The sequence below is a fragment of the Thiopseudomonas alkaliphila genome, from assembly GCF_001267175.1.
GTDB lineage: Bacteria > Pseudomonadota > Gammaproteobacteria > Pseudomonadales > Pseudomonadaceae > Oblitimonas > Oblitimonas alkaliphila.
In genome coordinates, this window is record NZ_CP012358.1 from 2,236,881 (window position 1) to 2,262,698 (window position 25,818).

The 25,818-nt window shown below is 47.6% G+C and carries 27 protein-coding genes, 2 tRNA genes, 1 other RNA gene and 1 pseudogene; 19 read left to right on the forward strand and 12 right to left on the reverse strand.

The window, feature by feature from the left end; genetic code table 11:
- Positions 1 to 12: 12 nt before the first annotated feature.
- From AKN87_RS10790 to AKN87_RS10800, 3 genes are all read left to right on the forward strand, one after another.
- On the forward strand, positions 13 to 549 hold the full coding sequence (locus AKN87_RS10790; RefSeq protein ID WP_053103421.1) for a DUF2058 domain-containing protein: 537 nt from the start codon (positions 13 to 15) through the stop codon (positions 547 to 549).
- A gap of 134 nt (positions 550 to 683) precedes the next feature.
- The gene (locus AKN87_RS10795; RefSeq protein ID WP_053103422.1) at positions 684 to 1,334 is read left to right on the forward strand and encodes a c-type cytochrome; all 651 of its coding nucleotides are present in this window, start codon (positions 684 to 686) and stop codon (positions 1,332 to 1,334) included.
- A gap of 14 nt (positions 1,335 to 1,348) precedes the next feature.
- Positions 1,349 to 2,359: a c-type cytochrome gene (locus AKN87_RS10800; protein ID WP_053103423.1), complete on the forward strand. Its 1,011-nt coding sequence runs from the start codon at positions 1,349 to 1,351 to the stop codon at positions 2,357 to 2,359.
- A 143-nt stretch (positions 2,360 to 2,502) separates the two neighbouring features.
- Here AKN87_RS10800 and rpsT read toward each other — a convergent pair whose 3' ends face one another.
- Positions 2,503 to 2,778 carry a 30S ribosomal protein S20 gene (gene rpsT / locus AKN87_RS10805; protein ID WP_053101138.1) on the reverse strand — a complete coding sequence of 92 codons (276 nt, stop codon included), beginning with the start codon at positions 2,776 to 2,778 and terminating at the stop codon, positions 2,503 to 2,505.
- Positions 2,779 to 3,046: 268 nt separating this feature from the next.
- Between rpsT and murJ the strand changes: the two genes are divergently transcribed.
- The 7 genes from murJ (at position 3,047) to AKN87_RS10840 (ending at position 11,685) form a co-directional block, all read left to right on the forward strand.
- Positions 3,047 to 4,618, forward strand: a complete 1,572-nt coding sequence (gene murJ, locus AKN87_RS10810; protein ID WP_053103424.1) for a murein biosynthesis integral membrane protein MurJ — start codon at positions 3,047 to 3,049, stop codon at positions 4,616 to 4,618.
- A gap of 99 nt (positions 4,619 to 4,717) precedes the next feature.
- Positions 4,718 to 5,659, forward strand: a complete 942-nt coding sequence (ribF, locus tag AKN87_RS10815; protein WP_053103425.1) for a bifunctional riboflavin kinase/FAD synthetase — start codon at positions 4,718 to 4,720, stop codon at positions 5,657 to 5,659.
- 20 nt (positions 5,660 to 5,679) lie between these two features.
- Positions 5,680 to 8,511: an isoleucine--tRNA ligase gene (ileS, locus tag AKN87_RS10820; RefSeq protein WP_053103426.1), complete on the forward strand. Its 2,832-nt coding sequence runs from the start codon at positions 5,680 to 5,682 to the stop codon at positions 8,509 to 8,511.
- 39 nt (positions 8,512 to 8,550) lie between these two features.
- Positions 8,551 to 9,054 (forward strand): signal peptidase II, encoded by a 504-nt coding sequence (gene lspA, locus AKN87_RS10825; RefSeq protein WP_053103427.1) that lies wholly within the window; start codon positions 8,551 to 8,553, stop codon positions 9,052 to 9,054.
- A complete protein-coding gene (fkpB, locus tag AKN87_RS10830) occupies positions 9,051 to 9,494 on the forward strand; it encodes an FKBP-type peptidyl-prolyl cis-trans isomerase (RefSeq protein WP_053101148.1) in 444 nt (147 codons plus the stop codon). Before lspA ends, fkpB begins: the two co-directional genes overlap by 4 nt.
- Before the next feature lie 15 nt (positions 9,495 to 9,509).
- Positions 9,510 to 10,457 (forward strand): 4-hydroxy-3-methylbut-2-enyl diphosphate reductase, encoded by a 948-nt coding sequence (gene ispH, locus AKN87_RS10835; RefSeq protein ID WP_053103428.1) that lies wholly within the window; start codon positions 9,510 to 9,512, stop codon positions 10,455 to 10,457.
- A gap of 106 nt (positions 10,458 to 10,563) precedes the next feature.
- Positions 10,564 to 11,685, forward strand: a complete 1,122-nt coding sequence (locus AKN87_RS10840; RefSeq protein ID WP_053103429.1) for a beta-ketoacyl-ACP synthase III — start codon at positions 10,564 to 10,566, stop codon at positions 11,683 to 11,685.
- Positions 11,686 to 11,740: 55 nt separating this feature from the next.
- On the opposite strand, the gene AKN87_RS10845 is transcribed toward AKN87_RS10840, so the two are convergent.
- Positions 11,741 to 11,968, reverse strand: coding sequence for a DUF2798 domain-containing protein (locus tag AKN87_RS10845; RefSeq protein ID WP_053103430.1), 228 nt, complete (start codon positions 11,966 to 11,968; stop codon positions 11,741 to 11,743).
- 57 nt (positions 11,969 to 12,025) lie between these two features.
- Between AKN87_RS10845 and AKN87_RS10850 the strand changes: the two genes are divergently transcribed.
- The 4 genes from AKN87_RS10850 (at position 12,026) to ung (ending at position 15,415) form a co-directional block, all read left to right on the forward strand.
- Positions 12,026 to 12,346 (forward strand): NGG1p interacting factor NIF3, encoded by a 321-nt coding sequence (locus AKN87_RS10850; RefSeq protein WP_053103431.1) that lies wholly within the window; start codon positions 12,026 to 12,028, stop codon positions 12,344 to 12,346.
- Positions 12,347 to 12,479: 133 nt separating this feature from the next.
- Entirely contained in the window at positions 12,480 to 13,760 is a 1,281-nt protein-coding gene (locus AKN87_RS10855; protein WP_053103432.1) for an OprO/OprP family phosphate-selective porin, read from the forward strand.
- Between the two features lie 137 nt (positions 13,761 to 13,897).
- Complete coding sequence (queF, locus tag AKN87_RS10860; RefSeq protein WP_053103433.1) at positions 13,898 to 14,728, forward strand: NADPH-dependent 7-cyano-7-deazaguanine reductase QueF; 831 nt, start codon at positions 13,898 to 13,900, stop codon at positions 14,726 to 14,728.
- A gap of 3 nt (positions 14,729 to 14,731) precedes the next feature.
- Positions 14,732 to 15,415, forward strand: coding sequence for a uracil-DNA glycosylase (ung, locus tag AKN87_RS10865; RefSeq protein ID WP_053103434.1), 684 nt, complete (start codon positions 14,732 to 14,734; stop codon positions 15,413 to 15,415).
- 58 nt (positions 15,416 to 15,473) lie between these two features.
- On the opposite strand, the gene AKN87_RS10870 is transcribed toward ung, so the two are convergent.
- The 8 genes from AKN87_RS10870 to AKN87_RS10905 form a co-directional block, all read right to left on the reverse strand.
- Positions 15,474 to 16,157 carry a DUF4197 domain-containing protein gene (locus tag AKN87_RS10870; RefSeq protein ID WP_053103435.1) on the reverse strand — a complete coding sequence of 228 codons (684 nt, stop codon included), beginning with the start codon at positions 16,155 to 16,157 and terminating at the stop codon, positions 15,474 to 15,476.
- 33 nt (positions 16,158 to 16,190) lie between these two features.
- Positions 16,191 to 16,844: a COG3650 family protein gene (locus tag AKN87_RS10875; RefSeq protein WP_053103436.1), complete on the reverse strand. Its 654-nt coding sequence runs from the start codon at positions 16,842 to 16,844 to the stop codon at positions 16,191 to 16,193.
- Positions 16,845 to 17,034: 190 nt separating this feature from the next.
- Positions 17,035 to 17,108, reverse strand: a tRNA-Cys gene (locus tag AKN87_RS10880).
- Positions 17,109 to 17,152: 44 nt separating this feature from the next.
- Positions 17,153 to 17,228, reverse strand: a tRNA-Gly gene (locus tag AKN87_RS10885).
- A gap of 67 nt (positions 17,229 to 17,295) precedes the next feature.
- Positions 17,296 to 17,799, reverse strand: a complete 504-nt coding sequence (gene eco / locus AKN87_RS10890; RefSeq protein ID WP_053103437.1) for a serine protease inhibitor ecotin — start codon at positions 17,797 to 17,799, stop codon at positions 17,296 to 17,298.
- Between the two features lie 65 nt (positions 17,800 to 17,864).
- A complete protein-coding gene (gene pgsA / locus AKN87_RS10895; protein WP_053101167.1) occupies positions 17,865 to 18,428 on the reverse strand; it encodes a CDP-diacylglycerol--glycerol-3-phosphate 3-phosphatidyltransferase in 564 nt (187 codons plus the stop codon).
- A gap of 22 nt (positions 18,429 to 18,450) precedes the next feature.
- A complete protein-coding gene (gene uvrC, locus AKN87_RS10900; protein ID WP_053103684.1) occupies positions 18,451 to 20,277 on the reverse strand; it encodes an excinuclease ABC subunit UvrC in 1,827 nt (608 codons plus the stop codon).
- Between the two features lies 1 nt (position 20,278).
- Positions 20,279 to 20,920 (reverse strand): response regulator, encoded by a 642-nt coding sequence (locus AKN87_RS10905; RefSeq protein ID WP_053101169.1) that lies wholly within the window; start codon positions 20,918 to 20,920, stop codon positions 20,279 to 20,281.
- A gap of 328 nt (positions 20,921 to 21,248) precedes the next feature.
- On the opposite strand from AKN87_RS10905, the gene rnd reads away from it, so the two are divergent.
- Complete coding sequence (rnd, locus tag AKN87_RS10910) at positions 21,249 to 22,373, forward strand: ribonuclease D (protein WP_053103438.1); 1,125 nt, start codon at positions 21,249 to 21,251, stop codon at positions 22,371 to 22,373.
- Positions 22,373 to 22,666: a YcgL domain-containing protein gene (locus AKN87_RS10915; protein ID WP_053101173.1), complete on the forward strand. Its 294-nt coding sequence runs from the start codon at positions 22,373 to 22,375 to the stop codon at positions 22,664 to 22,666. Before rnd ends, AKN87_RS10915 begins: the two co-directional genes overlap by 1 nt.
- 137 nt (positions 22,667 to 22,803) lie before the next feature.
- Here the strand turns inward: AKN87_RS10915 and tnpA are convergent.
- A pseudogene (gene tnpA / locus AKN87_RS12155) lies at positions 22,804 to 23,170 on the reverse strand (IS200/IS605 family transposase).
- A gap of 69 nt (positions 23,171 to 23,239) precedes the next feature.
- On the opposite strand from tnpA, the gene AKN87_RS10925 reads away from it, so the two are divergent.
- A complete protein-coding gene (locus AKN87_RS10925; protein ID WP_053103440.1) occupies positions 23,240 to 24,460 on the forward strand; it encodes an RNA-guided endonuclease InsQ/TnpB family protein in 1,221 nt (406 codons plus the stop codon).
- Positions 24,461 to 24,482: 22 nt separating this feature from the next.
- Here AKN87_RS10925 and AKN87_RS10930 read toward each other — a convergent pair whose 3' ends face one another.
- Positions 24,483 to 24,752, reverse strand: a complete 270-nt coding sequence (locus tag AKN87_RS10930) for a ComEA family DNA-binding protein (RefSeq protein ID WP_053103441.1) — start codon at positions 24,750 to 24,752, stop codon at positions 24,483 to 24,485.
- Between the two features lie 89 nt (positions 24,753 to 24,841).
- Here AKN87_RS10930 and AKN87_RS10935 point away from each other — a divergent pair, with 89 nt between their 5' ends.
- The gene (locus AKN87_RS10935) at positions 24,842 to 25,522 is read left to right on the forward strand and encodes a thiopurine S-methyltransferase (protein ID WP_053103442.1); all 681 of its coding nucleotides are present in this window, start codon (positions 24,842 to 24,844) and stop codon (positions 25,520 to 25,522) included.
- Between the two features lie 74 nt (positions 25,523 to 25,596).
- An RNA gene (gene ffs / locus AKN87_RS12160) (signal recognition particle sRNA small type) lies at positions 25,597 to 25,693 on the forward strand.
- Positions 25,694 to 25,818: the final 125 nt, after the last annotated feature.

The following is a 25,818-nucleotide window of genomic DNA, read 5'->3' on the forward strand; positions in this document are numbered from 1 at the left end:
GAGACAACGTTTATGAGTTCTTTGCGTGATCAGTTATTAAAAGCCGGTTTAGTGAATCAAAAACAGGCGAAACAGGCAGAAAAACAGCAGCGCAAACAGCAGCGCTTAGTTAAAAAAGGGCAGGCTGAAGCGGATGTAACAGCACAAGAAATGGCACGTAAAGTTCAAGAAGAAAAAGCCTTGCGCGATCAAGAATTAAACCGCGAGCAGCAAGAAAAAGCCGAATTAAAAGCACGGCGTGCACAAATTAAGCAGCTGATCGAAAGTGCGCGTTTGCCTAAGTTTGAAGGGGATGATTTTTACAACTTTGTGGATAACAAAAAAGTAAAACGCATTGCAGTAAATGAGCTGGTGCGCAATAAGCTCAGTAATGGCAGCTTAGCCATTGTGAGTCATGGCGGTGGTTATGAAATTATTCCCCGTGAGGCGGCCGAGAAAATCGAGCAGCGTGACCCGCGGCGTATCCTATTACTCAATACCGCCACCAACGAAGTAGAGGCGGATGATCCTTACGCTGACTATCAAATCCCCGATGATCTTATGTGGTAATCAGTGTGAATTGCCAAGGCAGCTAACAGTTGATCTAAGCCCGCATGGAGTATAAGGAAATAGCTTATTATTAATTAAGTTCTGCACGCTAGCTGCAGGCGAATAATGATAATGAGGAAAAAGGAGTGGTACGGATGAAGGTGAAAAGTCAATTAACGACTGCCTTTGCAGCCCTGTTTTTAAGTATTACTGCTGCCCATGGACTTGAGGGTGACGCTAAAGCTGGGGAGCAAACTGCGGCAGTGTGTGTCGCTTGCCACCAAGCAGATGGCTCGGGAATGAATATTTCCGGTGGTGAGTCTTGGCCAAAGCTTGCTGGCGTCAATGCCAATTATCTGTACAAACAACTGGTGGATATTAAGGCGGGTAAACGCCAAAGTCCGACCATGATGCCGTTTGTTGGCATGTTTGATGAGCAGCAGTTAAAAAATGTTTCTCTTTACTATAGCCAGCTGGCGCCTACTGCAGGTAAAGGTGGAGAAGATGCTAGCGATGAGCAGTTAGCCTTAGGTGAAAAGCTTGCAACCCAGGGCGACTGGGATCGTTATATTGTGCCCTGCAGTAGCTGTCATGGCCCCGATAACTTAGGAGCAGGCGATCACTTTCCTGCTATTGCTGGCCAGCATGCAGGCTATATTTCCGATCAGTTACGGGCTTGGAAAAGTGGTAAGCGCGATAATGATCCGCAGCATTTAATGCTCGCCATTGCTGAGCGGATGACTGATGCCGATATTGATGCCGTTGCCAAATGGTTGTCACGTCAACCAGCACAGTCAGCTAAGTAAGGGGGAATAACACGATGAGTAATGTATTGATTAAGCGCAGCTTACCCTTAGCCATTGCGGCCAGTGTTTTTAGTTTAGGGGTGTATGCCGCTGAAGCAGAGCCACGGATGCCGCTCAATATTCCGCAGCCTAAAGAAGGGGAATATGTACATGTACCGCCGACTATGGAAGATTTAGAAAAAGCGGATATGCACCCAGAGCTAAAGCGTGTCATTAAGCGTGGGCATGACTTATTTGTTAATACGCAACAGCTACGTGGCAAAAATGTATTTAACAATATGAACTGTAACAGTTGCCACATGGGAGAAGGTCGTTTGCCTTTCGCAGGACCCGTTTGGCCAGCGGCAGTGGTACTACCAAACTATCGTCCGAAAAATGACCATGTGAATAATTTAGAGGAGCGTATCGCGGGCTGCTTCTCCTACTCAATGAACGGTAAACCACCCGAGTACGGCAGTGACGATATGGTGGCGCTGGCGACCTATCATCAGTGGCTAGCCAAGGGGGTGCCGATTTATCAAGACGGTAAAACAATGTATGGTCGCGGCTACCCTAAGCTGCCTGAGCCAGAACAAAAAATGGATTATGAGCGCGGTAAACAGGTTTACCAAGAAAACTGCAGCATTTGCCATGCTGAAAATGGTGAAGGCTTGGTCCAGAATGAGAAAGTAATCTTCCCTGCGGTTTGGGGAGATGGCTCTTATAACTGGGGGGCAGGCATTGCGCGACATTTTACCCTGTCTTCTTTTGTGAAGCACAATATGCCTTTGGGGCGTCCTAATAGCTTGACTGATCAGCAGGCGTGGGATGTGGCTTATTACATTAATAGCCAAGAACGTCCTCAAGAGCCACGTTACACAGGGGATGTTAAAGAAACCCGTCAGAAGTACCTAGACACCTTCCATACTCATACCAATTATGGGCTAGAGGTCAATGGCAAGCTGCTAGGGGATCATGATAACGTGGGCGAGAAGGATTTCTTAAAACCTGATGCATTACGAGCACGTACTTATACTGCAGAATAAGTACTGATTTTACCGATAGCCTCTACTGGAAACAGTAGGGGCTTTTTTATTAAGTCTGAACAGCCTATTACACGAGGGTATTGCCCAAACGTTAAGCACAAAAAAGCCGACTTTAAAAGTCGGCTTTTTAGGAGTCACTTGAATTAAGCGGCTGCTTGAGCGAGCTGCTTAACGCGCTCGTTCAGACGGCTCTTATGACGAGCTGCTTTATTCTTGTGCAGAATGCCTTTATCGGCCATACGGTCGATAACTGGAACGGCTTTTTTATAAGCGTCCTGGGCTTTCTCTAAATCTTTAGCATCGATGGCTTTGATTACATTTTTGATGTAGGTGCGCACCATTGAGCGTAAGCTGGCGTTGTGGCTGTTACGCTTCTCAGCCTGTTTGGCGCGTTTTCTGGCGGAAGGGCTGTTGGCCACAGTCGAACTCCTCGAAAAACAATTGGAATAAAATTAGGTCGCAAATGATGCCTATAGTTTTACGGCAAGTCAAGCAACTAACTGGTTTTAGCGATAAAAGCGCTGGAGGCGAACTTTTATAGCGGCTGCATTGTACCTGAAACCTTGGCTGAATAAACACGTGCATGTGCTTATTTATCGATTTTTAGTGCACTTCGCCCTACAAGGGGCTGGTCGCTCTGCTAGCAAATGACTAAACTGACGCACTTCCGAGGAGGCGAGATTCAGCATGAGTGAAGCAATAATAAAGCAGCCAGCTAGCAGCGCAAAGGGCAGCGGTTTACTACGATCCAGTGCCATTGTCAGTGTGATGACCTTATTGTCACGGGTACTGGGCATGGTGCGTGACATGGTAGTGGCTGGCTATTTTGGTTCAAGTGCGGCGGCCGATGCCTTTTTTGTTGCTTTTCGGATTCCAAACTTTTTACGTCGTTTATTTGCCGAAGGTGCATTTGCTCAAGCCTTTGTTCCGGTGCTGTCCGAGTATCGCACTAAGCGTAGTTTGGCTGAGGTTAAACAGTTAGTTGATCGTACTGCAGGAACTCTGGGGTTGATTCTCACGGCACTGACTGCCTTGGGCGTGGTGTTGTCGCCCTATATTATTATGCTATTTGCTCCTGGATTTCGGGGCGAACCGGCCAAGATGCAGTTGGCTGGAGAGTTACTGCAGATCACCTTTCCTTATTTAATGCTGATTTCGCTCACAGCGTTTTGTGGTGGTATTTTAAATAGCTACGGCCGTTTTGCGGTGCCGGCGGTAACCCCAGTGCTACTTAATATCAGCATGATAGGTTCCACCCTGTTTTTAACCCCTTATTTTGCCGAGCCAATTATGGCACTGGCTTGGGGGGTGTTTATTGCTGGGGTGGCACAACTCTTATTTCAGATGCCTTTTTTATGGAAAATTCGCCTACTGCCCTCGCCTAAGGTGGTGCGTAAGGATGAAGGGGTAAAACGTATTCTGAGGCTGATGCTACCCGCACTATTTGGAGTAGGCGTCAGTCAAATTAACTTATTGCTCGATACGGTTCTGGCTTCGTTTTTAGAAACGGGCAGTGTTTCTTGGTTGTATTACGCTGATCGTCTTTCAGAGTTACCGCTCGGCGCCTTTGGCATTGCGGTCGGTACTGTAATTTTACCCGCCCTGTCGCGGCATCATGCCAGTGATAATCCTAAAGAGTTCTCGGCTACCATCGATTGGGCGTTGCGTATGGTGTTATTGGTGGGGGTGCCAGCCGCTTTGGCGTTAGGCTTTTTGGCTGAACCCTTAATTGCTACTTTATTTTTATACGGCGCCATGACACCAGGTGCAGTGACCCAGTCTGCGTTAGCTCTACAGGCCTATTCCTTAGGGGTGCTGACTTTTATGCTGATTAAAGTATTGGCCCCTGGTTTTTTTGCTCGCCAAGATATGAAAACCCCGGTACGGATTGCGATTATTTGCATGGTGGCCAATATGGTCTTTAACTTGATTTTGATTTGGCCGTTAAAGCACGTGGGGTTAGCAATGGCGACCTCGATGTCATCGGTGTTGAACACCGGCTTATTATTGTGGGGCTTATATAAAGCCAAGGTATTTATCCCACAGCCAGGTTGGAGTAAGTTTGTGCTGCAACTTATAGTTGCTTGTGCTGCGATGTTGGCCGTGATTCTTTGGTTAAATCAACCGTCAGCCCAGTGGTTTGCTTGGGGCTGGCAGCAGCGAACAGTGCAAGTCAGTATTTTAGTCGTCGCCGGAATCACCACCTTTGTTATTGCTCTTGCACTGATGGGGTTACGCCCACGGGATCTGCGACGTTAATGTTGCTGAGTGTTACTTAGCAGATTCTTGGCGGCAGATAGCTGCGAAAGGGCAGGGATTGTGGTTATAATCGAACATTTTTAGAGTTAAGTAGCCGTTATGCAGCTGATTCGCGGACTTCATAATTTACCGTCTTTTGCACAGGGCACTGTTGTCACTATTGGTGACTTTGACGGTGTGCATCGTGGGCATCAAGCGATATTGCAGCGGCTCAAGCAAACGGCACAGCAGTTGCAAGCACCTACTTGTGTATTGATTTTCGAACCCCAGCCACGGGAATACTTTGCGCCAGAGTCAGCCCCAGCCAGACTAACGCCCTTAGCTGATAAGCTACAGTTACTGGAGCAAGCGGGGGTCGACTATGTGGTGTGTATCGCCTTTAATGAACGTTTTCGTCAACTCAGTGCCGAGCAGTTTGTTGAGCAAGTATTAGTAACCGGCTTGCATGTACGCCATTTACAAATTGGTGATGATTTCCGTTTTGGCTGTGATCGAAGTGGCGATTATGCTTTTTTATTGCAGGCAGGTCAGCATTATCAGTTTAGTGTAGAGCCGACAGCGACAGTGCAGCATGCGCAGTTAAGAATTAGCAGCACCCGGGTGCGCGAAGCATTGGCCGCAGGCGATTTGGCTTTGACTGAGCAGTTGCTAGGGCATAAATACTGGATTAAAGGGCGGGTGCTACACGGTAAAAAACTAGGACGCACATTAAATGCGCCTACTGCTAACGTACAGCTCAAGCGTAAAAAAGCCCCATTACAAGGGGTGTTTTTAGTTAAAGCAACGCTAGATAATGGCCAGCATTGGCCAGCGGTAGCTAATATTGGCGTTAGGCCTAGCGTGGAGACTGATGGCTTGCCACACTTAGAAGTGCATCTGCTAGGATTTCAAGGCGATCTCTATGGTCAACGCTTACGTGTTGAGTTTGTACACAAAATACGCGATGAGCAAAAATTTGCTTCACTTGATGCTTTGCAGGCAGCCATTGCCTCAGATATTAAAACTGCAAAAGATTATTGGCAAAAATTTCATACTCTTTGATTGAATGACTTGGAAACAACATGACCGACTATAAAGCGACACTTAATTTGCCAGCCACCGCTTTCCCGATGAAAGCTGGCTTGCCAACACGTGAACCCAAAATGTTGGAGCACTGGGACAGTATTAATCTGTACCAAAAAATGCGTAAAGTTGGTGAAGGTCGCCCTCGTTTTATTCTGCACGATGGCCCTCCCTATGCCAACGGCAGTATTCATATTGGTCATGCAGTCAACAAAATTATTAAAGATATGATTGTGCGCAGTAAAACCCTTTCAGGATTTGATGCGCCCTATATTCCAGGTTGGGATTGCCACGGTCTGCCAATTGAGCACAAGGTTGAAGTCACCCACGGTAAAAATTTACCGGCAGATAAAACCCGTGAGTTATGCCGTGAATATGCCGCTGAGCAAATTGAAGGGCAAAAGCAAGACTTTATTCGTCTGGGTGTATTAGGTGACTGGGATAATCCCTACTTAACCATGGATTACGCTAACGAAGCTGGTGAAGTGCGAGCGTTGGCGAAAATGGTTGAAGGCGGCTTTGTCTTTAAAGGTTTAAAGCCAGTGAACTGGTGCTTTGATTGCCGCTCTGCATTGGCTGAAGCAGAGATTGAGTACCAAGACAAACAGTCTGATGCAATTGACGTGGGCTTTATCTGTGAAGACCAGGACCTACTAGCCAATGCTTTTGGCTTAAGTCAGTTAGACAAGCCAGCGCAAGTAGTAATCTGGACCACGACACCTTGGACCATTCCTGCTAACCAAGCGTTAAATATTCATCCAGAAGCTGAATATGCACTGGTGGATGTGGGTGATAAGTATTTATTACTGGCCGATGCGTTGGTTGAGCATAACTTAGAGCGCTACGGTTTAACTGGCACTGTGGTGGCGCGGGCTAAAGGTGAAGCCTTAGAAAATATTCGCTTTAAGCATCCTCTGTATGAGCGCTTTTCGCCAGCCTATCTTGCGGATTACGTTGAGTTAGATGCCGGTACCGGTATTGTGCACTCAGCGCCGGCTTATGGTGAAGATGACTTCTATACCTGCAAAAAGTACGGCATGACTAATGACGATATCCTCAACCCGGTGCAAAGCAATGGGGTTTATGTGGATGATCTGCCGTTCTTTGGTGGGCAGTTCATTTGGAAGGCCAATGCGAGCATTATTGAAAAGCTGCAAGAAAACGGTGCGCTACTTAAGCATCAACCGATTCAGCACAGCTATATGCATTGCTGGCGCCACAAAACCCCTTTAATTTATCGTGCCACGGCTCAGTGGTTTGTCGGCATGGATAAGCAGCCCAATGCAGGTGAAACGCTGCGCGAGCGTGCACTTGAAGGTATTGAGCAAACCGTATTTACACCTGCTTGGGGTAAGGCGCGTTTGCACAATATGATTGCAGGGCGTCCAGACTGGTGTATCTCCCGTCAACGTAATTGGGGGGTACCGATCCCATTCTTCCTGCATAAAGCCACCGGTGAGTTACACCCGCGTACGGTTGAGCTAATGGAAGCAGTGGCAGAGCGTATTGAGCAACAAGGGATTGAAGCCTGGTTTAAGCTTGAGGCAGAAGAGTTACTGGGGGCAGAAGCGGCGGATTACGACAAAGTGACCGATACGCTGGATGTATGGTTTGACTCGGGTACCACTCACTGGCATGTGCTACGTGGTTCGCATCCGTTAGGTCATGCCGAAGGCCCACGGGCTGACTTGTACTTAGAAGGTTCGGATCAACACCGTGGCTGGTTCCACTCATCATTATTAACGGGTTGTGCCATTGATGGCCATCCACCCTATCGTGGCTTATTAACCCACGGTTTCACTGTGGATGAGAAAGGCCACAAAATGTCCAAGTCATTGGGCAACGTGATTATTCCGCAGCAAGTGATTGATCGTTTAGGTGCTGATATTTTACGTTTGTGGGTGTCATCGGCTGACTACTCCGGCGAAATGGCAGTATCTGACACCATTTTACAGCGCAGTGCTGATGCTTATCGCCGTATCCGTAACACCGCACGTTTCTTGCTTTCTAACCTTAACGGTTTTGATCCCGCAACCGACTTGGTGCCGTTTGAACAAATGGTGGATTTAGATCGTTGGGTAGTGGACGCTGCAGCACGTTTGCAAGATGAAATTATCGAAGCTTATGAAGAGTATCGCTTCCATAATGTTTATCAAAAAGTGCATAACTTCTGTGTGCAAGAACTGGGTGGTTTTTACTTAGATATTATTAAAGACCGTCAGTACACCACGGGGGCCGATAGCTTGCCGCGTCGCTCGTGCCAGACCGCGATGTACCTTATTGCTGAAGCTTTAGTGCGCTGGATTGCCCCAGTCTTGGCCTTTACTGCAGAAGAAATTTGGCAGAATCTGCCAGGCGAGCATAACGAGTCCGTGATGCTCAGTACTTGGTTCGAAGGCTTAGCCCGTTTACCAGAAGGCGCTGAGCTAGACCAAGGTTACTGGCAGCAGTTGATGCAAGTTAAAACTGCAGTTAACAAAGAGCTAGAAAATCAGCGAAATGCCAAGGTTATTGGCGGTAACTTACAAGCAGAAGTCACGCTGTATGCAGCGCCTGAATTAGCAGAGCAGTTAACTAAACTGAGCGATGAGCTGCGTTTTGTGCTGATTACTTCAACTGCCAGCGTTGCATCGTTAGCCGAGGCACCGACGGAAGCTGTGGAGACAGAGGTTGAAGGGCTTAAGCTGCTAGTGAAAAAGTCTGAGCAGCCAAAATGTGGTCGTTGTTGGCATCACCGTGCTGATGTGGGAGTTAATGCAGCACACCCAGAGATTTGTGGGCGCTGTGTGGATAACCTCGAAGGCGAGGGTGAGGTACGTCACTATGCATAACCTAGGCACTGGGTTAAGCACCGTTCAAGGTGGCTCGTTATGAGTCGCCTTGGGCAGCTGGGCTGGTTATGGCTCACTATACTGGTGATTGCACTAGACCAAGTCAGTAAGCATTGGTTTGTGGCAAATCTTAGTCTTTACCAGCAGATTCCGGTGATTGATGATCTGTTTAGCTGGACTTTAGCCTATAACCGTGGCGCAGCTTTTAGTTTCTTAGCCGCGGAATCTGGTTGGCAGCGTTGGCTATTTGCTTTAATTGCGGTGGTTGTCAGCGGTGTCTTGCTGGTGTGGCTAAAGCGCTTAAAAAGTAATGAACGCTGGACAGCCATTGCCTTAGCCTTAGTGTTAGGTGGGGCCTTAGGTAATTTATATGATCGCGTGTTTTTAGGGCACGTGGTGGATTTTATTTTGGTCCACTGGAAAAACCAGTGGTATTTCCCCGCGTTTAATGTGGCCGATAGTGCAATTACCGTGGGAGCCTTGATGCTGATTGTGGATATCTTTAAAAAGCCACAGCCAGCTAACGAATTGGAGCAGCCATGAGCGAGCAACGTATTGGTCACGACAGTCAGGTGACGTTGCATTTTGCGTTAAAAATTGATGAAGGTAATGTGGTTGACAGCACCTTTGATAAAGACCCAGCAACCTTTAACGTTGGTGATGGCAGCTTGTTACCCGGTTTTGAGCAAGTATTATTTGGCTTGAAAGCAGGGGATAAACGTAGTTTCACTATTTTGCCCGAGCAAGGATTTGGCCAGCCCAATCCCCAAAACGTACAAGTTATGCCCCGTAGCCAGTTTACTGATATGGAGCTAGATTACGGCGTGTTGGTTATTTTCCAGGATGCCGCCCAAGGCGAGTTGCCAGGGGTGATTAAAGCGTTTGATGAGCAGCAAGTGACAGTAGATTTTAATCATCCATTGGCCGGTAAAGACATTACTTTTGATGTTGAAATTATTCATGTAGGTTCTAAAACTGCGTAAGGCGCAGGGTGAATTATGCAAATTAAATTAGCCAATCCACGGGGTTTTTGTGCAGGCGTGGATCGAGCCATTGAAATTGTTAATCGTGCGCTTGAAGTATTTGAGCCACCGATTTATGTACGTCACGAAGTGGTACATAACAAGTTTGTAGTCGAGGACTTACGTGAGCGTGGCGCCGTATTTGTAGATGAGCTGGATCAGGTGCCTGATGATCAAATCGTGATATTCAGTGCTCACGGTGTTTCAAAAGCGGTACAAGATGAAGCGATTCGCCGCGGTTTAAAAGTGTTTGACGCCACTTGCCCGCTAGTGACGAAGGTCCACTTAGAAGTGGTGCGCTATAGTCGTGATGGCCGTGAGTGTGTGCTTATAGGTCATGAGGGGCATCCTGAGGTCGAAGGAACTATGGGCCAGTATGATGCCAGTAATGGTGGCCGGATTTACTTAGTCGAAGATGAGGCCGATGTGGCCAAACTTGAGGTGGAGAATCCGGAGTCTTTGTGCTTTGTAACCCAAACCACCTTGTCAATGGATGACGCTAGTCGTGTGATTAATGCCTTACGTGAAAAGTTTCCAAGTATCACCGGGCCGCGTAAAGATGATATTTGTTATGCCACACAAAACCGTCAAGATGCAGTAAAGCAGTTGGCTGCTGAGTGTGACGTGGTGTTAGTAGTAGGTAGCCCCAATAGCTCAAACTCCAATCGTTTACGTGAGTTAGCCGAGCGTATGGGTACCCCAGCTTATTTAGTGGATGGTGCTGAAGACTTGGCCCAAGACTGGTTTGCAGATAAACAAAGTGTTGGTGTGACTGCTGGTGCCTCGGCCCCTGAAGTGTTAGTGCAAGGGGTGATTCAGCAATTACAGGCATGGGGCGCAAACATGGCGCAAGAGTTAGAAGGACGGCCTGAAAACGTTACCTTCTCGATGCCGAAAGGGTTACGTATCGTTGCTGTAGACTAGTGGCAATAGACTAATTGATTAAGGATTGAGCCGAAACTCACTTTATAGTGAAGCGATAAAGGTGCTGCTTAGGTGCCGGTTCAGTTCAGCAAAATGAGGAAGGGTTGTGAAGAAAGTCGTTATTAGCGGAACTGGTTTATATACACCAGAACAGAGCATTTCCAATGATGAACTGGTAGCAGCGTTTAATCAGTGGGTTAATTTATATAATCAAGAGCATGCTGAAGCCATTGAAAAAGGTGAGCTAGAGTCGGCTCGTGAGTCAAGCTCGGAATTTATTGAAAAAGCTTCAGGAATTAAAAGCCGCTTTGTGATCGACAAAAAAGGTATTTTAGATCCGCAGCGGATGAAGCCTTATATTCCAGAGCGCAGTAATGATCAGCCAAGTATTATGTGCGAAATGGCAGTAAAAGCCGCGCAGGAGGCCTTGGCTGCAGCGGGAAAAACCGCGGCTGATATTGATGCAGTAATTGTGGCTTGCTCTAATATGCAGCGTCCTTACCCGGCAATTGCCATTGAAGTGCAAACCGCATTGGGTATTAATGGTTTTGCCTATGATATGAACGTAGCTTGTTCTTCGGCAACCTTCGGAATTCAGGCCGCAGTCAATGCTATTCAAACTGGGCAAGCCCGTGCCGTATTAATGGTAAACCCAGAAATCTGTACTGGGCACTTAAATTTCCGTGACCGTGATAGCCACTTTATTTTTGGTGATGCTTGCACCGCTGTCGTGTTAGAAGCAGCAGATACAGCCACTGCTGAGCATCAGTGGCAAGTGCTTTCAACTAAGCTGGTCACTCAGTTTTCAAATAATATTCGCAACAATGCAGGCTATTTAAATCGCTGCGATGAGTCAGGTATTGGCGCTGCTGATAAGTTGTTTGTGCAAGAGGGGCGTAAGGTGTTCCGTGAGGTTTGCCCAATGGTGGCGCAAATTATTGGCGAGCACTTAGCGGACAATCAGCTTGATGCACAGCAAGTCCAGCGTTTTTGGTTACACCAAGCTAATTTGAATATGAATCATCTAATTATTCGTCGCTTATTGGGACGTGATGCCAGCGAATCTGAAGCACCGGTGATTTTAGATACTTATGCCAACACCAGTTCAGCAGGTTCAATCATTGCATTCCATAAATACCAAGCGGATCTGCCAAGTAACAGCCTAGGTGTAGTGAGTTCCTTTGGTGCTGGTTATTCTGTGGGTAGTGTAATTTTGCAGAAAGTTTAAGTACGTTTTAAGCGCGTTGCAGATAGATAAAAAATGGGACTTTAAGTCCCATTTTTTATGGTTGTTTGACTAGTTTGCCCACTAGTTTTTGAATTCGTGGTGCACCGATGATCACTAATACAAAAGCAATTGGCCAAGCAATCAGGGCAGCATTTAACCAGCGCTCAGCGAAGCCGGCAGACAGGCCGGTATTAGCCCAAGTCACCACAAAGGTCATTCCAGTGACCATATACAAGGACATCAGCAAGGCAAAGAGTAAACGGGCAAAACGAGCAGGTATCATAGAGTCTCCACAACAGTCGCATTAAACGCTCGTTAGTATACCCGATGGAGTATTTGTATGTATCAGTTATGTGTTTATGTACCTGAGTCGCACTTAGCAGCCGTTAAACAGGCGCTCTTTGCAGCAGGGGCGGGTACCTTAGGTGAGTACAGTCAGTGCTGCTGGCAAACCTTAGGTACTGGGCAGTTTCAGCCATCAAGTGCGAGCCAACCCTTTATTGGCGAGCCCCAGCAATTAACGCAAGTGGCAGAGTGGAAACTTGAGCTAGTCGTGGAGCGGGCTTTGATTAAGCCTGTGCTCGAAGCCTTAGTGGCCGCTCATCCTTATGAGGAGCCGGCTTATCATGTGTTGCCGATCTTAACCTTGGCTGACTTTTAAGCCGGTCAAAGGATAAATGTCATGTAACTGTCATGGATTAGCCGCTAATTCGTCATATTAGCCGCGCAAGATACTCCCCAGCAGCCGAACTTAAGAGGCTGATTTATTTGCCAAGCCTTAGGGGAGTTACTCCATGTATAGCAAGCCACGTCTTGTTGCTTTAAGTAGTTTTTCAGCCAGTTTATTATCACTGTTTGTTGCCGCCCAAGCGGTAGCCGGTACGGTAACCACCGATGGCCCAGATATCACCATTAAAACCAAAGGTGGGTTTGAGGCAGCGACCAGTGATAAGGCTTTTTCTTTTAAGTTGGGCGGCCGTTTACAAGCCGACTATGACCACTTTGATGGTATTTATACTAAAAATGGTAAAACCGCCAACGAAGCTTATTTTCGCCGGGCAATTTTAGAGTTATCAGGTACGGTCTACCAGGATTGGAAATACGTGATGAACATCGACTTTAATGAGTCGGGTTCTAGTAAGTGGGACGAAGCCTCGATTGCCTATACCGGCTTTAAGCCAGTAAATATCAAGGTGGGTCGTTTTGACCCAGACTTTGGTTTAGAAAAAGCCACCAGCTCCAAATGGATTAGTACCATTGAGCGCTCCATGCTGTACGACGTAGCTGACTGGGTCAATGATAAGCGCGATGGTATGGGGATTCAGGTAAGTGGCACCCATGATATGTTCTACGGTTCGGCCGGAATTAATCGCCCCGATGGTGAGGAAGATAAAAACGGCAAAAACAAAAACACCTATAACCTGCGTGCAGTAGTAGCACCGATGGCCGAAGCAGGCAACGTACTGCACTTTGGGGTGAACTACGCTAAGCGTAATGTGGATGAGTTTGATGGTCGTATTCGCTCACGAATGGGTGTTCGTGGTACCACTGAAGACAGTAAGAATGGCCATCGTCCAACCTTCTCTAGCGCTCAAGATGGCCAGTTTGATGGTGATTCTGCCTGGGGCTTAGAAGCGGCTTATGCGGTGGGCCCATTCTCGGTGCAGGGTGAGTACTTACGTCGTGCGATTGATGCGAAAAGCGGCTCGGCCTATAAAGACCGTAAAGTGGACGCCTATAACGTGCAGCTTGCCTATACCTTAACTGGCGAACCCCGTGGCTATAAGTTAGATGGTGGTAAGTTCGATAGCATTAAGCCCAATGACAAAGACTTAGGTGCGTGGGAGTTAGTCTATCGCTATGATCACGCTAAGGTGACTGACGCTGATATGGATCAGTCTGGCAGCTTCTACGATACCAAAGGTAAGGTGCACACCTTAGGCGTGAACTGGTATGCCAACGAGTCGATTAAAGTGTCAGCTAACTACTTGAAAGCGAAAACCACGAAAGTAACTAACGGTAATGACGATACTAAAGGTGATGGTGTGAGCCTGCGCGTACAGTACGCGTTTTAATTAAGCACACTGGCTTCAGCTTCTACTGGTTTGCCCCGCTTGATGCGGGGCTTTTTTTATCTTGAGGATAAATTTTTGCCCTCTTCGCAGATACCGTACAATAGGGCAAAACCAGTGATTGAGTTAAAGAGGTTGTTATGCAGCATCCTGCTGAGTTATCGCCGTTAGGCAAGCACAGTGCTTATGTGAGTCATTATGATGCAAGTTTACTGTATCCTATTGCTCGTGAAATTAAATGGGCGGCAATGGGGTTGGAGGCCGAGCAGTTGCCCTATGTGGGCGAAGATATTTGGAACTGCTATGAATTGTCTTGGTTAATGCCAACTGGTAAACCCTGTGTGGCGATGATGAGTGTACGGGTGCCGGCTAACTCACCCAATATTATTGAGTCTAAGTCATTTAAGCTGTATTTAAATTCATTCAATCAAAGCGTATTTTCCAGTACTGAACAGTTGCAGCAAGTGCTTGAGCAAGATTTATCTGCTACTGTAGGTGCTCCGGTTCAGGTTACGATCAGCTCATTAAGTGAAGCGGCAGCAGCCGGTCTGCAACAATTGGCGGGAGAATGCATTGATCGGTTAGATATCACCGTAGCTGACTATCATGCGCCAGCCCCTGAATTACTACGTTGCCAGTCAGAGGCACAGGTTGAGGCGGCTTTGCATAGCCACTTACTCAAATCCAATTGTCCTGTAACCGGTCAGCCGGATTGGGGCAGTGTAGAGGTAGTGTATCGTGGCAAAGAGTTAGATCAGGCCAGTTTTTTGGCGTATTTGGTCAGTTATCGCCAGTGTCAGGACTTTCATGAACAGTGCGCTGAGCGAATTTTTATTGATTTGTACCGATTATTACAGCCGGAGTATCTACGGGTAACCGCGCGTTATTTACGTCGTGGGGGGATTGATATTAATCCGGTGCGCTGTACCCATGCCGAAGCCTTTGCTAATCCACGCTTGGTGAGGCAGTAAGTTATGCGTCAACGCCCAGTACAATTAGAAGACAGCTGGAAGGCAGTGCTTGAGGGTGAGTTTACGCAGCCCTATATGGTGCAGATTTCGCAGTTTTTGCGCGATGAAATAGCTCAGGGTAAGCAAATTTATCCACCAGGGCCTTTAATGTTTAATGCCTTTACTTTAACGCCCTTGCCGCAAGTGAAGGTGGTTATTCTTGGGCAGGATCCTTATCACGGCGAAGGCCAAGCCCATGGTTTAAGCTTTTCGGTGCCTGAAGGCATCGCTATTCCGCCATCGTTATTGAATATCTATAAAGAGTTGCAGCGTGATTTAGGCTTGGCGATTCCGAATCATGGAGACCTCACCGCTTGGGCTCAACAGGGCGTATTGTTGCTTAATACCAGCTTGAGTGTTGAGCGGGCGAATGCTGGGTCCCACGCAAAGTTGGGTTGGCAGCAGTTTACCGATAAGGTAATTGCTGCAGTCAGTGCCCAGCAACAGCACGTGGTCTTTATGCTGTGGGGGGCTCATGCTAAAAGTAAGATCGGCTTAATTGATCGCACTAAGCATCTGGTGCTGACCTCAGTCCATCCTTCACCGCTATCGGCTTACCGTGGCTTTATCGGTTGTGGGCATTTTAGCCGCTGTAATCAATTTCTCCAGCAGTCAGGTTTAACACCAATCGATTGGCAGTTAAGTTAACTCAGCCTATGAGTATCGCATTCGCCGCTGGGTATGCAGCGGCGAATGGGCGTCTGTATTACTTGAAGCGATCAAGTAATTTGCTGGCAGCCGAAGTGGCCGCTTCAGCTGGGTTTTCACGCAGATAAGCTTCTTTATCACCCAATACCTTAAATAAGCCATCTAGGGCTTGATCGGTAATGTAGCCCTCTAGCGAGGTATCTTGTTGTTTAACCAGGCCTAAGCTTGAAGCTTGTGCTGCTAAGGCATTGTATTGCTGTAGCGCGCCGGTTTGATTGGTGGCTTGCTGAATTTTTGGCAATAGCTGTTGCTTAAGCTGGCTGCGGCTGGTTTTTTCTAAATACAAAGTGGCCGAGTTATTGGCGCCACTTAAGATTTGCTTAGAATCCGCTATAGTTAACTGATTAATGGACTGCATCAATAATTGTTTGACGGCTGGAATAGAGGCTTCGGCGGCTTGGTTAATTCCTTGTTCTAGGGTATTAATTTGCTTGCCTAAGCCCATGTTTTTTAAGGTTTTTGCCGCTTTTCCTATGTTGCCCGGAATTTCAATGCGAACCTCGGGGTTATTGTTATAGCCGCCGGGTTGGCTTAGCTGTTTAATGGCCATGTCGGCACCTTGTTCTAGTACGGCATTAATTCCAGCTCCGGCGGTATTTTGGGTGAGGTCGCCTAAGGTCAGGGCATGGGCTTGCCAGCTAAACAGTAAACTGGCGCTTAAAAGCAGAGCTTTCTTCATCATATAGATTTCCTTGAGTTAAATTGCGGCAATGGCTTACTGGCGTTGCAGTCCAGGATAAGCACAGCCTTGCAGTTGTTGAGCCTGAGCAAATTGCACCTTGGCTTGCCAAGCACTGGTAGTGCCAGACATGGAGTCAATACATTGCGTAGGGGTAAGGAGTAATTGAAAATTAATTTGTGGGTCACTGCTGCTAATACTGATAGCGCCGCTGGGCAGGGTGGTTTCGATAAAAGGAATGGCTTCTGCCGGCTGATTAAACTGCTCAAACAGTAAGCCATTTTTTTCTAGGGTAATCATCCAGCCTGGCTCATTGCCGTAAGCGCGGAAAAATAGCTGTTTAAACTTAGGGTCAGTACAGTCATGACCTTCGGCTTGTAGGCGGTGCAAGGTGCTAGGAATGAATTGCTGTTGTTCGATGCGGCCGCTGCTGTCGAAAAAGCTGCCTGAGCGAATAATTTCCTCAGGTGCACCTTGGCTGATAGCTTGTAAATCAGCATTACTGAGCGTTAGGGGTGGCTGATCCCAACACGAGTTGAGTTGCCAGCTACCATCACTTTTTTGCTCTAGCATGCCCTGTACCCGTGATTGATGATCAGTTGCTGGGCGAGAGGAGGGTGTTAATAAATTACAACCGCTTAATAGGGTAATGGATAACCAAGTAATGAGAGAGAGCTTAACAGGCTTCATGAATGACCCAATAAATATAGGAAAGAGAAGAGTATAACCCTGATCTAGACCAGTACTGCTGTAGATAGTTTAAGTTGGAATTATCTACTGTGGTTAACACAGCTGCTGTAGATCATGCAGAAACTGAAACGATATTTTTAATCAGGCATAAAAAAAGCCCTTAAGATATTTAATCTTAAGGGCTTTTGTTTGGAGGCCGAGGTCGGAATCGAACCGGCGTTGACGGATTTGCAATCCGCTGCATCACCACTCTGCCACCCGGCCTAAAACTAAAACGCCGCCATTATTATAGCGGCGCTTACAAAACTTGGAGCGGGAAACGAGACTCGAACTCGCGACCCCAACCTTGGCAAGGTTGTGCTCTACCAACTGAGCTATTCCCGCATGTCTTGGTAACAGGACGACATTATAGAGGCTAAAATTAATTCGTCAAGTCTTTGATTTAAAAAAGTTACTTTTCTAAATCAGTAGCCAATTGCTCAAGGCTATGGGCTTGGGTGGTGTGCTCATCACCGCGCCAGATACGGTATTGCAGCTCAATATCTTGTGGTGTGTAAACCACTACCGGCAGTTTGCTGTTATAGCGAACTAAGCCAAGCCCCGTATTGACTTGAACAAAGGCTGGTTTTTTTTCTTGATCAGGTGGACAAGCCATTAAGGTTGAAGCAGGACCCTTCACTTCGGATAATACATAGTAGCTATAACCCCAGCCTTGCAGATCTTTTTCTTCTAGGTCGCCACCAAAAAACTGGCGATTGCAGTCAACTTCAAGGGTTTTGCCAGGAATTAGCTCCAGCTTTAACAATTCTTCTTGCTCAGCTTGTGGGAGTTGAATCACATGCCGAGTCATTCCAGGCTCTGCATTGGGAAAGGCATTTAATTGCTTTTTAAAATCAGACTCAGCCATCACTGCACTACTCGCAACTAATAAGGATAAGGCTAAAATACGTTGCATGGACATTCTCCAGTATCGGTCTTGATTAAATAACAGTGGCTTAGACCAAGGACTTGGTTAAAGGTTTATTTTTTATTTGGCGCTGTAGGCTTTAAGTGGGGACCCGCAGCAATGAGGTACACCAGCATCGACCACAGGGTTAAGATTGCTGAAATCACTAATAACCCATAACCCAGTTTCACCCAAAGGGTAGGTTTGGGAGGATTGGCCAATAATACGAATAAAGCGGCCATTTGTGCTGCAGTTTTCCATTTGCCAATATTAGAAACAGCTACTTGGGCGCGGGCGCCTAACTCAGCCATCCATTCTCGTAGGGCCGAGACCACAATTTCACGGCTAATAATAATCGCCGCCGGAATCGTCAGCCACAACGTCGAGTGATGTGCAACTAACAGCACCAGAGCAACCGCAACCAGTAATTTATCGGCAACGGGGTCTAAAAAAGCGCCAAAGGGGGTGTTTTGCTTCCAGCGCCTAGCTAAATAACCATCGAGCCAGTCGGTAATACTGGCTAAGCCAAAAATAGCCGCTGCCGTCCAATAGCTCCAGCTAAAGGGTAGGCAATAAAAGAGCACTAAAAAGGGAATTAGCAGTACTCTCAGCGAGGTTAAAATATTTGGGATATTCATAGAGAAAGTGATTAAGACCAAACTAGTGACTATGAAGGGCTGCGTAGATAGTTTCCGCTAGTGTACGACTTATCCCCGGTGTTTTGGAAATTTCTTCAATACTGGCGCGGGACAACTCTTGCAAACCACCAAATTGTTTTAACAGTTCACGCCGTCGCTTTGGCCCCACATTAGGAATGCCTTCTAAAGGTGAAGTGCGTCGTGCTTTACCACGTCGTGCGCGGTGTCCAGTAATAGCAAAGCGGTGCGCTTCATCACGAATATGTTGGATTAAGTGCAAAGCAGGTGAGTGGCTAGGCAGGGTGAACTCATGCTCAATTGAGTTAAGGTACAAAGTTTCAAGGCCAGGTTTACGGGTCACACCTTTAGCAATGCCAAGTAATGTAATGTCATTTAAAGCCAGTTCGTTAAGTACCGCTTTGGCCATTTGCAATTGACCTTTACCACCATCAATAATCAACAAGTCCGGCAATTTAGCGTCAGCTTGCTTACTAGCTTTAGCTAAACGGCGCTCTAAGGCTTGTTGCATAGCAGCATAATCATCACCGGCGGTTACACCTGCAATATTGTATAGACGGTAGTCTGACTTCAGTGGCCCATCTGGGCCAAATACGACACAAGAGGCCACGGTTGCTTCGCCACTGGAGTGACTAATATCAAAGCATTCTAAACGCTCGGGTGTGCTGTCTAGCTGCAGTGCTTGGGTGAGCTTATCAAAGCGATCGGCGATTTGTGATTTGTCGGCGAGCTGAGTTTGTAGGGCATGTTCGGCATTGGTTTGGGCCAGTTGTAGCCAGCGCAGGCGATTGCCGCGAACCGTATGCAGTAACTCAATTTTTTTCTGGTGCTCGGCTGATAATGCCTCGGTCAGGGCGGTACGGTCGTCCAGAGCTAAGTTAGTGATTAAGGTATTGGGTAGGTCACGTTCAGCGCCTGTTAGGTAGAGCTGGGCAATAAAGGCCGTAAGAATTTCGCTATCAGTTGATTCTAAAGCAAGTTTTGGATAGTAATTTTTACTGCCTAAGACTCGACCATCGCGTACCTTAATCAGGTGTACTGAAGCAACGCCGGCATTGCTGGCTAAGGCAATCACATCGACATTGCCATGGCCGCCTTCCATCGATTGCTGATCTTGCACACGTCTAAGGGCTGAAATTTGGTCACGAATCACCGCTGCCTGCTCGAAATCTAGCTGCTTTGCCGCTTGCTCCATATGGGTTTTTAACTCATCAGTTAGGGCATGACTGCGACCGGTCAAAAATAATTTAGAGTGCCTTACATCTTGAGCATATTCATCGGCCTCGACTAAGCCGACACAGGGTGCTTTGCAGCGTTTAATTTGATACTGCAGGCAGGGGCGGCTGCGATTTTTAAAAAAAGTGTTATCGCACTGGCGAACCTGAAAGGTTTTTTGTAGTAAGTTTAAACTTTCGCGAATGGCTACGCGGCTTGGGTATGGCCCAAAAATTTCACCTTGGGGTTTTTTCTTGCCTAGATGGATACTGAGACGGGGAAAAGGGTCATTAGAGAGCAAGACATAGGGATAAGACTTATCATCGCGCAGCAAAATATTATAGGGCGGGCGAGATTGCTTAATCAGCGTTTGTTCAAGTAATAGCGCTTCGGTTTCATTATGAGTGAGTGTGACTGCAATGCGCGCTATTTTTTTGACTAAGGCTGCGGTCTTCGGCGCTAGCTGTTGGGTTTTAAAGTAACTGCTGAGCCGGTTTTTCAGGTTTTTGGCTTTGCCGACATAGAGAAGTTGGTCATTTGCATCAAACATTCGATAGACGCCAGGGTGCTGGCTGCAACTGGCAAGAAAAGCTGAGACATCAAATACAGTCATAATTTTATGATTGGACTTCAATAAGCCCATGCTTAATCGCCAGATGAGTTAGCTTAACATCACTGTCGATAGCTAGTTTTTCAAAGGCGCGATAGCGATAGGTGTTAATCGTCTTGGGCGAGACACAAAATAAGTCGGATAATTCTTGTGCCTTATGACCTTGAGCAATCATTAAACAGACTTCTAGTTCACGACTGGACAAGGTTGAAAATGGACATTCAGGAGCACTCTTTAAATGATTTAAGGCTAAACGATGGGAGTGCTCAGGGCTCAGATAGTACTCATTTTTTATCACTTTGTTAATCGCAGAGATTAGCTCTTCTGGCGGCGCGCCTTTAGTCAGAAAACCTTTGGCGCCAATCTCAAATAAGCGTTCGAGATAAGTTTGATCATCGCAGGCAGTGACCGCGATAATCTTGGTATCAGGTAAGCGCTCCATGATTTTACGGGTCGCTTCTAAACCGCCCATACCCGGCATGCGAATATCCATCAAGATAACATGGGGCTGCAATTGACTGGCCAGCGTGTAAGCCTGCTCACCGCTGTTGGCAGTTCCAACCACATTAAATGTTGGAATACCTTCTAGCATACTGGTAATTCCAAGACACACCAGATCATGGTCATCAACGACTAAAACTTTTATCACTAACCACCTCGCAAATAGGATAGAGATTGCTAGAAAGTGAGCGAGTTACTTAGAAAACATAACGACCTGAGTGGGCTAAACTAAGATGCGCTTTTCATTATTTGGCAAGACTAACCAAATCTCTCAAAGACCGCTCTTCAACTAAATACTAAGTCTGTAGTGACTACTTTTGTAAAGTTGGTCATGCATTGTAACAAAATCCTAGCTGAATCCTAGCTGAACGTCAGTTAGACGCGGACCAAAGCTATTAGGGCACTTAGCTGCTGGAAGAACTACGTATTTAGCTCGAGATAGGTATAATCGGCGGCCTATTAGAGGAGTGAAATCAGTGTCTATAGATATTCAATGGGTGACTAGCGATCAAGAGCTAAGTGAGAAGTGTGCGCAATGGGCAAAATTAAGCTACTTAGCCGTCGACACTGAGTTTATTCGAGTGAGTACCTTTTATCCTATTGCTGGCTTAATTCAACTCAGTGATGGGCAGAGTGTTTTTCTGATTGACCCTTTGTTAATTACAGACTGGCAGCCTTTTAAAGAGCTATTAGAAAGCAAGCAGGTGATCAAGGTGTTACATGCTTGCGGTGAAGATTTGGAAGTCTTTGCTAGGTTAATGGAGGCAAGGCCACAGCGTCTTTTTGATACTCAGATTGCGGCTGGGTTATTAAATATTGGCTTTTCTATGGGCTACTCACGGCTGGTGCAGGCATTGTTACATATTGAACTGCCCAAGGGAGAAACCCGTTCTGACTGGCTCCAGCGTCCACTGAGTGAGACCCAAGTGCTGTATGCAGCTCAAGATACGTTGTACTTAGTCCAGGTTTATTTGCAGTTAGCTGAGCGCTTATCAGCAGAAAAGCTACAGTGGCTATTTGAAGATGGTGATACCTTGGTGCAGCTACATACAGCCAAGTCAGAGCCCGAGCTGCGCTGGCAACTGATTAAGCAGGCTTGGAAGCTAAATCGTCAGCAGCTAGGAGTGCTGCAGCATTTAACGGCGTGGCGTGAAGAGCAGGCGATGAGCCGTGACGTGCCGCGTAGTCGCGTACTGAAAGATAGCTCGTTATATGCTTTAGCTGAACAGCAGCCGACTAGCCTCTATCAGCTATCAGACATTGTAGATATGCATCCTAATACCATACGCCGTGAAGGGGCTAAGGTTTTAAGCTTGATTCAGCAAGCGCTAAAAAAGCCCGCCGAGCAGTGGCCAGAGTCACTGCCACAGCCGTTAACAGTGACCGAGGCTAAGCAGCTGAAGAAGCTTCATCGTTGGGCAAAACTACAGGCGCAGCAGTTAGACATTGCGCCAGAAATGATGGTGAAAAAGAAATGCCTAGAGGCATTGCTAAGAAGTGGCTTGGAAACAGGATACTATCAGTTACCCGAAAGTTTATCGGGTTGGAGAAGACAGCAGCTAGGTGATTTACTCCTAGACCGTTTGCAGGAAAACGTCTGATGAAAATTATTTGTTCGATTTATCAAAGCACTAAAAAACCAGGGATGTATTTATATGTGCCCAAAGCGGATGAACTTAATAAAGTGCCGGAGGCTTTATTAAGCTTATTTGGTCGGCCAAAATTCTGCTTTAGTTTACTGCTTACGCCAGAGAAACAGTTAGCACGAGAAGACATCTCCCAAGTATTAGAAAATTTACAGCAGCAAGGTTTTCATTTACAGATGCCTCCCCCGGAAGAAGAATACATTGAGCATCTACCGGAGGAGTTATTGCGTCGCAATGACCCTATTTAGTTGAAGGAGAGTTAGAGCGATAATTTATCGCGATTTTTTTCCAGTGTGGCGTTATCGATACCTTTGACCCCGGAGCGCGACAAGCCCCGTCATTCAGGGCGGGGAAGGATAGCACGGACGGCAGCCGTCCTTAGGTCTCAGTGTGGAGTCTGCTGCTGTTCGATGTACTGACGCACGATGGAAGTCGGCGCGCCACCACAGGATGATGTGAAATAGGACGGCGACCAAAGAGCGCCTTTCCAGTAGCGTTTCTGGATGTCGGGCCGGCTCCTTGCGTAGCAGGCGGCTGGACACGCCTTTGAGGCTGTTCACGAGGTTGAAAACAGCCACCTTGGGCGGATACTTCACCAGCAGGTGGACGTGATCGTCTTCGCCGTCCATTTCGATCAGTTGCGCCTCGAAGTCGGCGCAGGTCTTGGCGAAGATGGTGCGCAGCCGACAGAGGACGTCGCCATCGAACACTCCGCGGCGGTATTTCGCCACAAAGACCAAATGGACGTGCATCTTAAAAGCACAGTGCCGTCCTTATCGAATATCGGTGTCATTGCTCATGGACCAAGAGTATAATTGGGTATGCGACGACTTCAAGCCTACAAATACGAATTGCGGCCAGACGGCCAGCAAGAGCGACAAATGCGCCGCTTCGCTGGCTCTTGTCGGTTCGTGTTCAACCAGGCGCTGGCGTTGCAGAAGGAACGCTACGAGCAGGGCGAGAAGAAGCTCGGCTATGCGGGCTTGTGCAAGTTGCTTACCGAGTGGCGCAACAGCTCAGAGACGGCTTGGCTGGCCGATGCGCCCGTTCACCCGTTACAGCAGACGCTCAAGGACTTGGAGCGGGCCTATAGCAACTTCTTCGCCAAGCGGGCCGACTTCCCGCGCTTCAAGAAGAAAGGCCAATCGGATAGTTTCCGCTATCCCGACCCGAAGCAAGTCAAGCTCGATCAGGCGAACAGCCGCGTATTCCTGCCCAAACTGGGCTGGCTACGCTACCGCAACAGCCGCGAGGTGCTGGGCGCGGTGAAGAACATCACCGTCAGCCAGTCTTGCGGCAAGTGGTTCGTGTCGATTCAGACCGAGAGAGAGGTTGAGCAACCGCTACCGCAAGGCGGCGCGGTCGGCATCGACATGGGTATCACCCGCTTCGCCACGCTCTCGGACGGCACGTGCTATTCGCCGCTCAACAGCTTCAAACGGCATGAAACCGCCTTGCGCCGCGCGCAGCAGTCGATGAGCCGCAAGACCAAATTCAGCAACAACTGGAAGAAGGCGAAGGCCCGCGTCCAGCGTATCCATTCCCGCATCGGCAACGCCCGCCGCGACTACCTGCACAACGCCACGACCACGATCAGCCAAAACCACGCGATGGTGTGTATCGAGGATTTGCAGGTACGGAACATGTCCAAGTCGGCGGCGGGTACCACCGAAAAGCCGGGTAAGAAGGTTCGGGCCAAGTCCGGCCTAAATAAGTCCATCCTCGATCAAGGCTGGTTCGAGTTCCGCCGCCAACTGGATTACAAGCTGGCCTGGAGTGGCGGCTATCTGATTGTCGTGCCGCCACAGAACACCAGCCGCACCTGTCCGGCTTGCGGGCATGTGTCGGCGGAGAACCGCACCAGTCAGGCAAAGTTCGCCTGCGTGGAATGCGGCTTCGAGGAAAACGCCGATCTGGTCGGCGCGATCAATATCTTAAGGGCGGGACACGCCCGGTTCGCCTGTGAAGTGAGCGATGCGGTAAGGTCGCCAGCAGCAGGAACCCACCGAAGCGACTCAGAGGCGGTTCAATGCCGCACCTGAGCGCCGTAGGAATCTCCGGCCTTCAGGCCGGGGAGGATGTCAATTCTAGTAACTCATCAATGTGCTCCAAGGGCCCGTTAGCTTCTCGATAAGCAATAATGGCTTGGGCTTTGGCCATACCAATGCCAGATAAGTGTTTGGCTAAGGTTTCTGCATCAGCTTGATTTAGGTTAATAGTTTGAGTTTGTTGTTGAGTGTTAGCTACAGCAGGAGCAGGCTCCTCGGCAAGTACTAATGCAGGGGGTAAACCTAGTAGAGTGCTGCAGAGCAGAGCTTGGATTAATCGTTTCATAGTTTACCGTCCTTAGATCAGATTCGAGTTGCAACAGAAGTGTAGGTGGGGAATGATCGGCCGTAAGTTTTTTGATAAAAGAGGTGCGTATGGATCAGGAGTTTTGGTTAGAACGCTGGGAGAACAACCAAATCGGTTTTCATTTACGGGATCGAGCAAATCCTTGTCTAGATAAGTATTGGCACCTCACCAAACTAACGCCAGGGGCTACGGTATTTGTGCCGTTGTGCGGTAAGAGCTTAGATTTGCTGTGGTTCGCTGAACAAGGCTATAAAGTAATAGGGGTAGAGCTGGCGGAAAAAGCCGTGCAAGATTTTTTTAAAGAGCACCAGCTCACGCCTAGCCTAGTTGAAACGGCAGAGTTTAAGTGCTACCAAGCGGCGAATATCACGCTGTATAGCGGAGATTTTTTTGCTTTAACTAAAGCTCACTTAGCACAGTGCAATGCAGTTTATGATCGGGCAGCTTTAGTGGCTTGGCCACCTGAGTTGCAAGCACGCTACGCTGCGCATTTGTTCAGTATTTTGCCCCAAGCATCCACTGGTTTAGTGGTGGTGATGGATTACTTGCAAAGTGAAATGGCTGGGCCCCCCTTTGCTGTAAGTGAGGCGCAATTAAATAGTTTTTTAACGAATGACTATCAGATACAGAGAGTTGGACAACGCGATATTTTACGCTACGAGCCTAAATTTGTTGAACGTGGGCTTACCAGTTTAACGGAGAATGTATTTTTACTTAGTGCTCAAACACAAACTGCAAGTGCAAACTAAGCCTTGTGTTTATAACGAATAAAGGTACAATAAGCGCCGCCCCAAGGTCTTTGGGGCGCGTGTTATGGTGGCCCTACCGGTCCCCTCGCAACGATTACCTGTTAACCTGGTCAGGCCCGGAAGGGAGCAGCCATAGCAGGGACATTGTGTGCCGGGGTGTGGCTGGTAGTGGTCACCTCCAATCTTTGCAGTTATCTGCGCCTTTTCTATATCTCGTTTAATTGTTTAGCTAATGCCTTAATCTGTGGCTAAGGCAGTGCATTTTTGTCTCTGCTCCGTTAGCATACCTACGTATT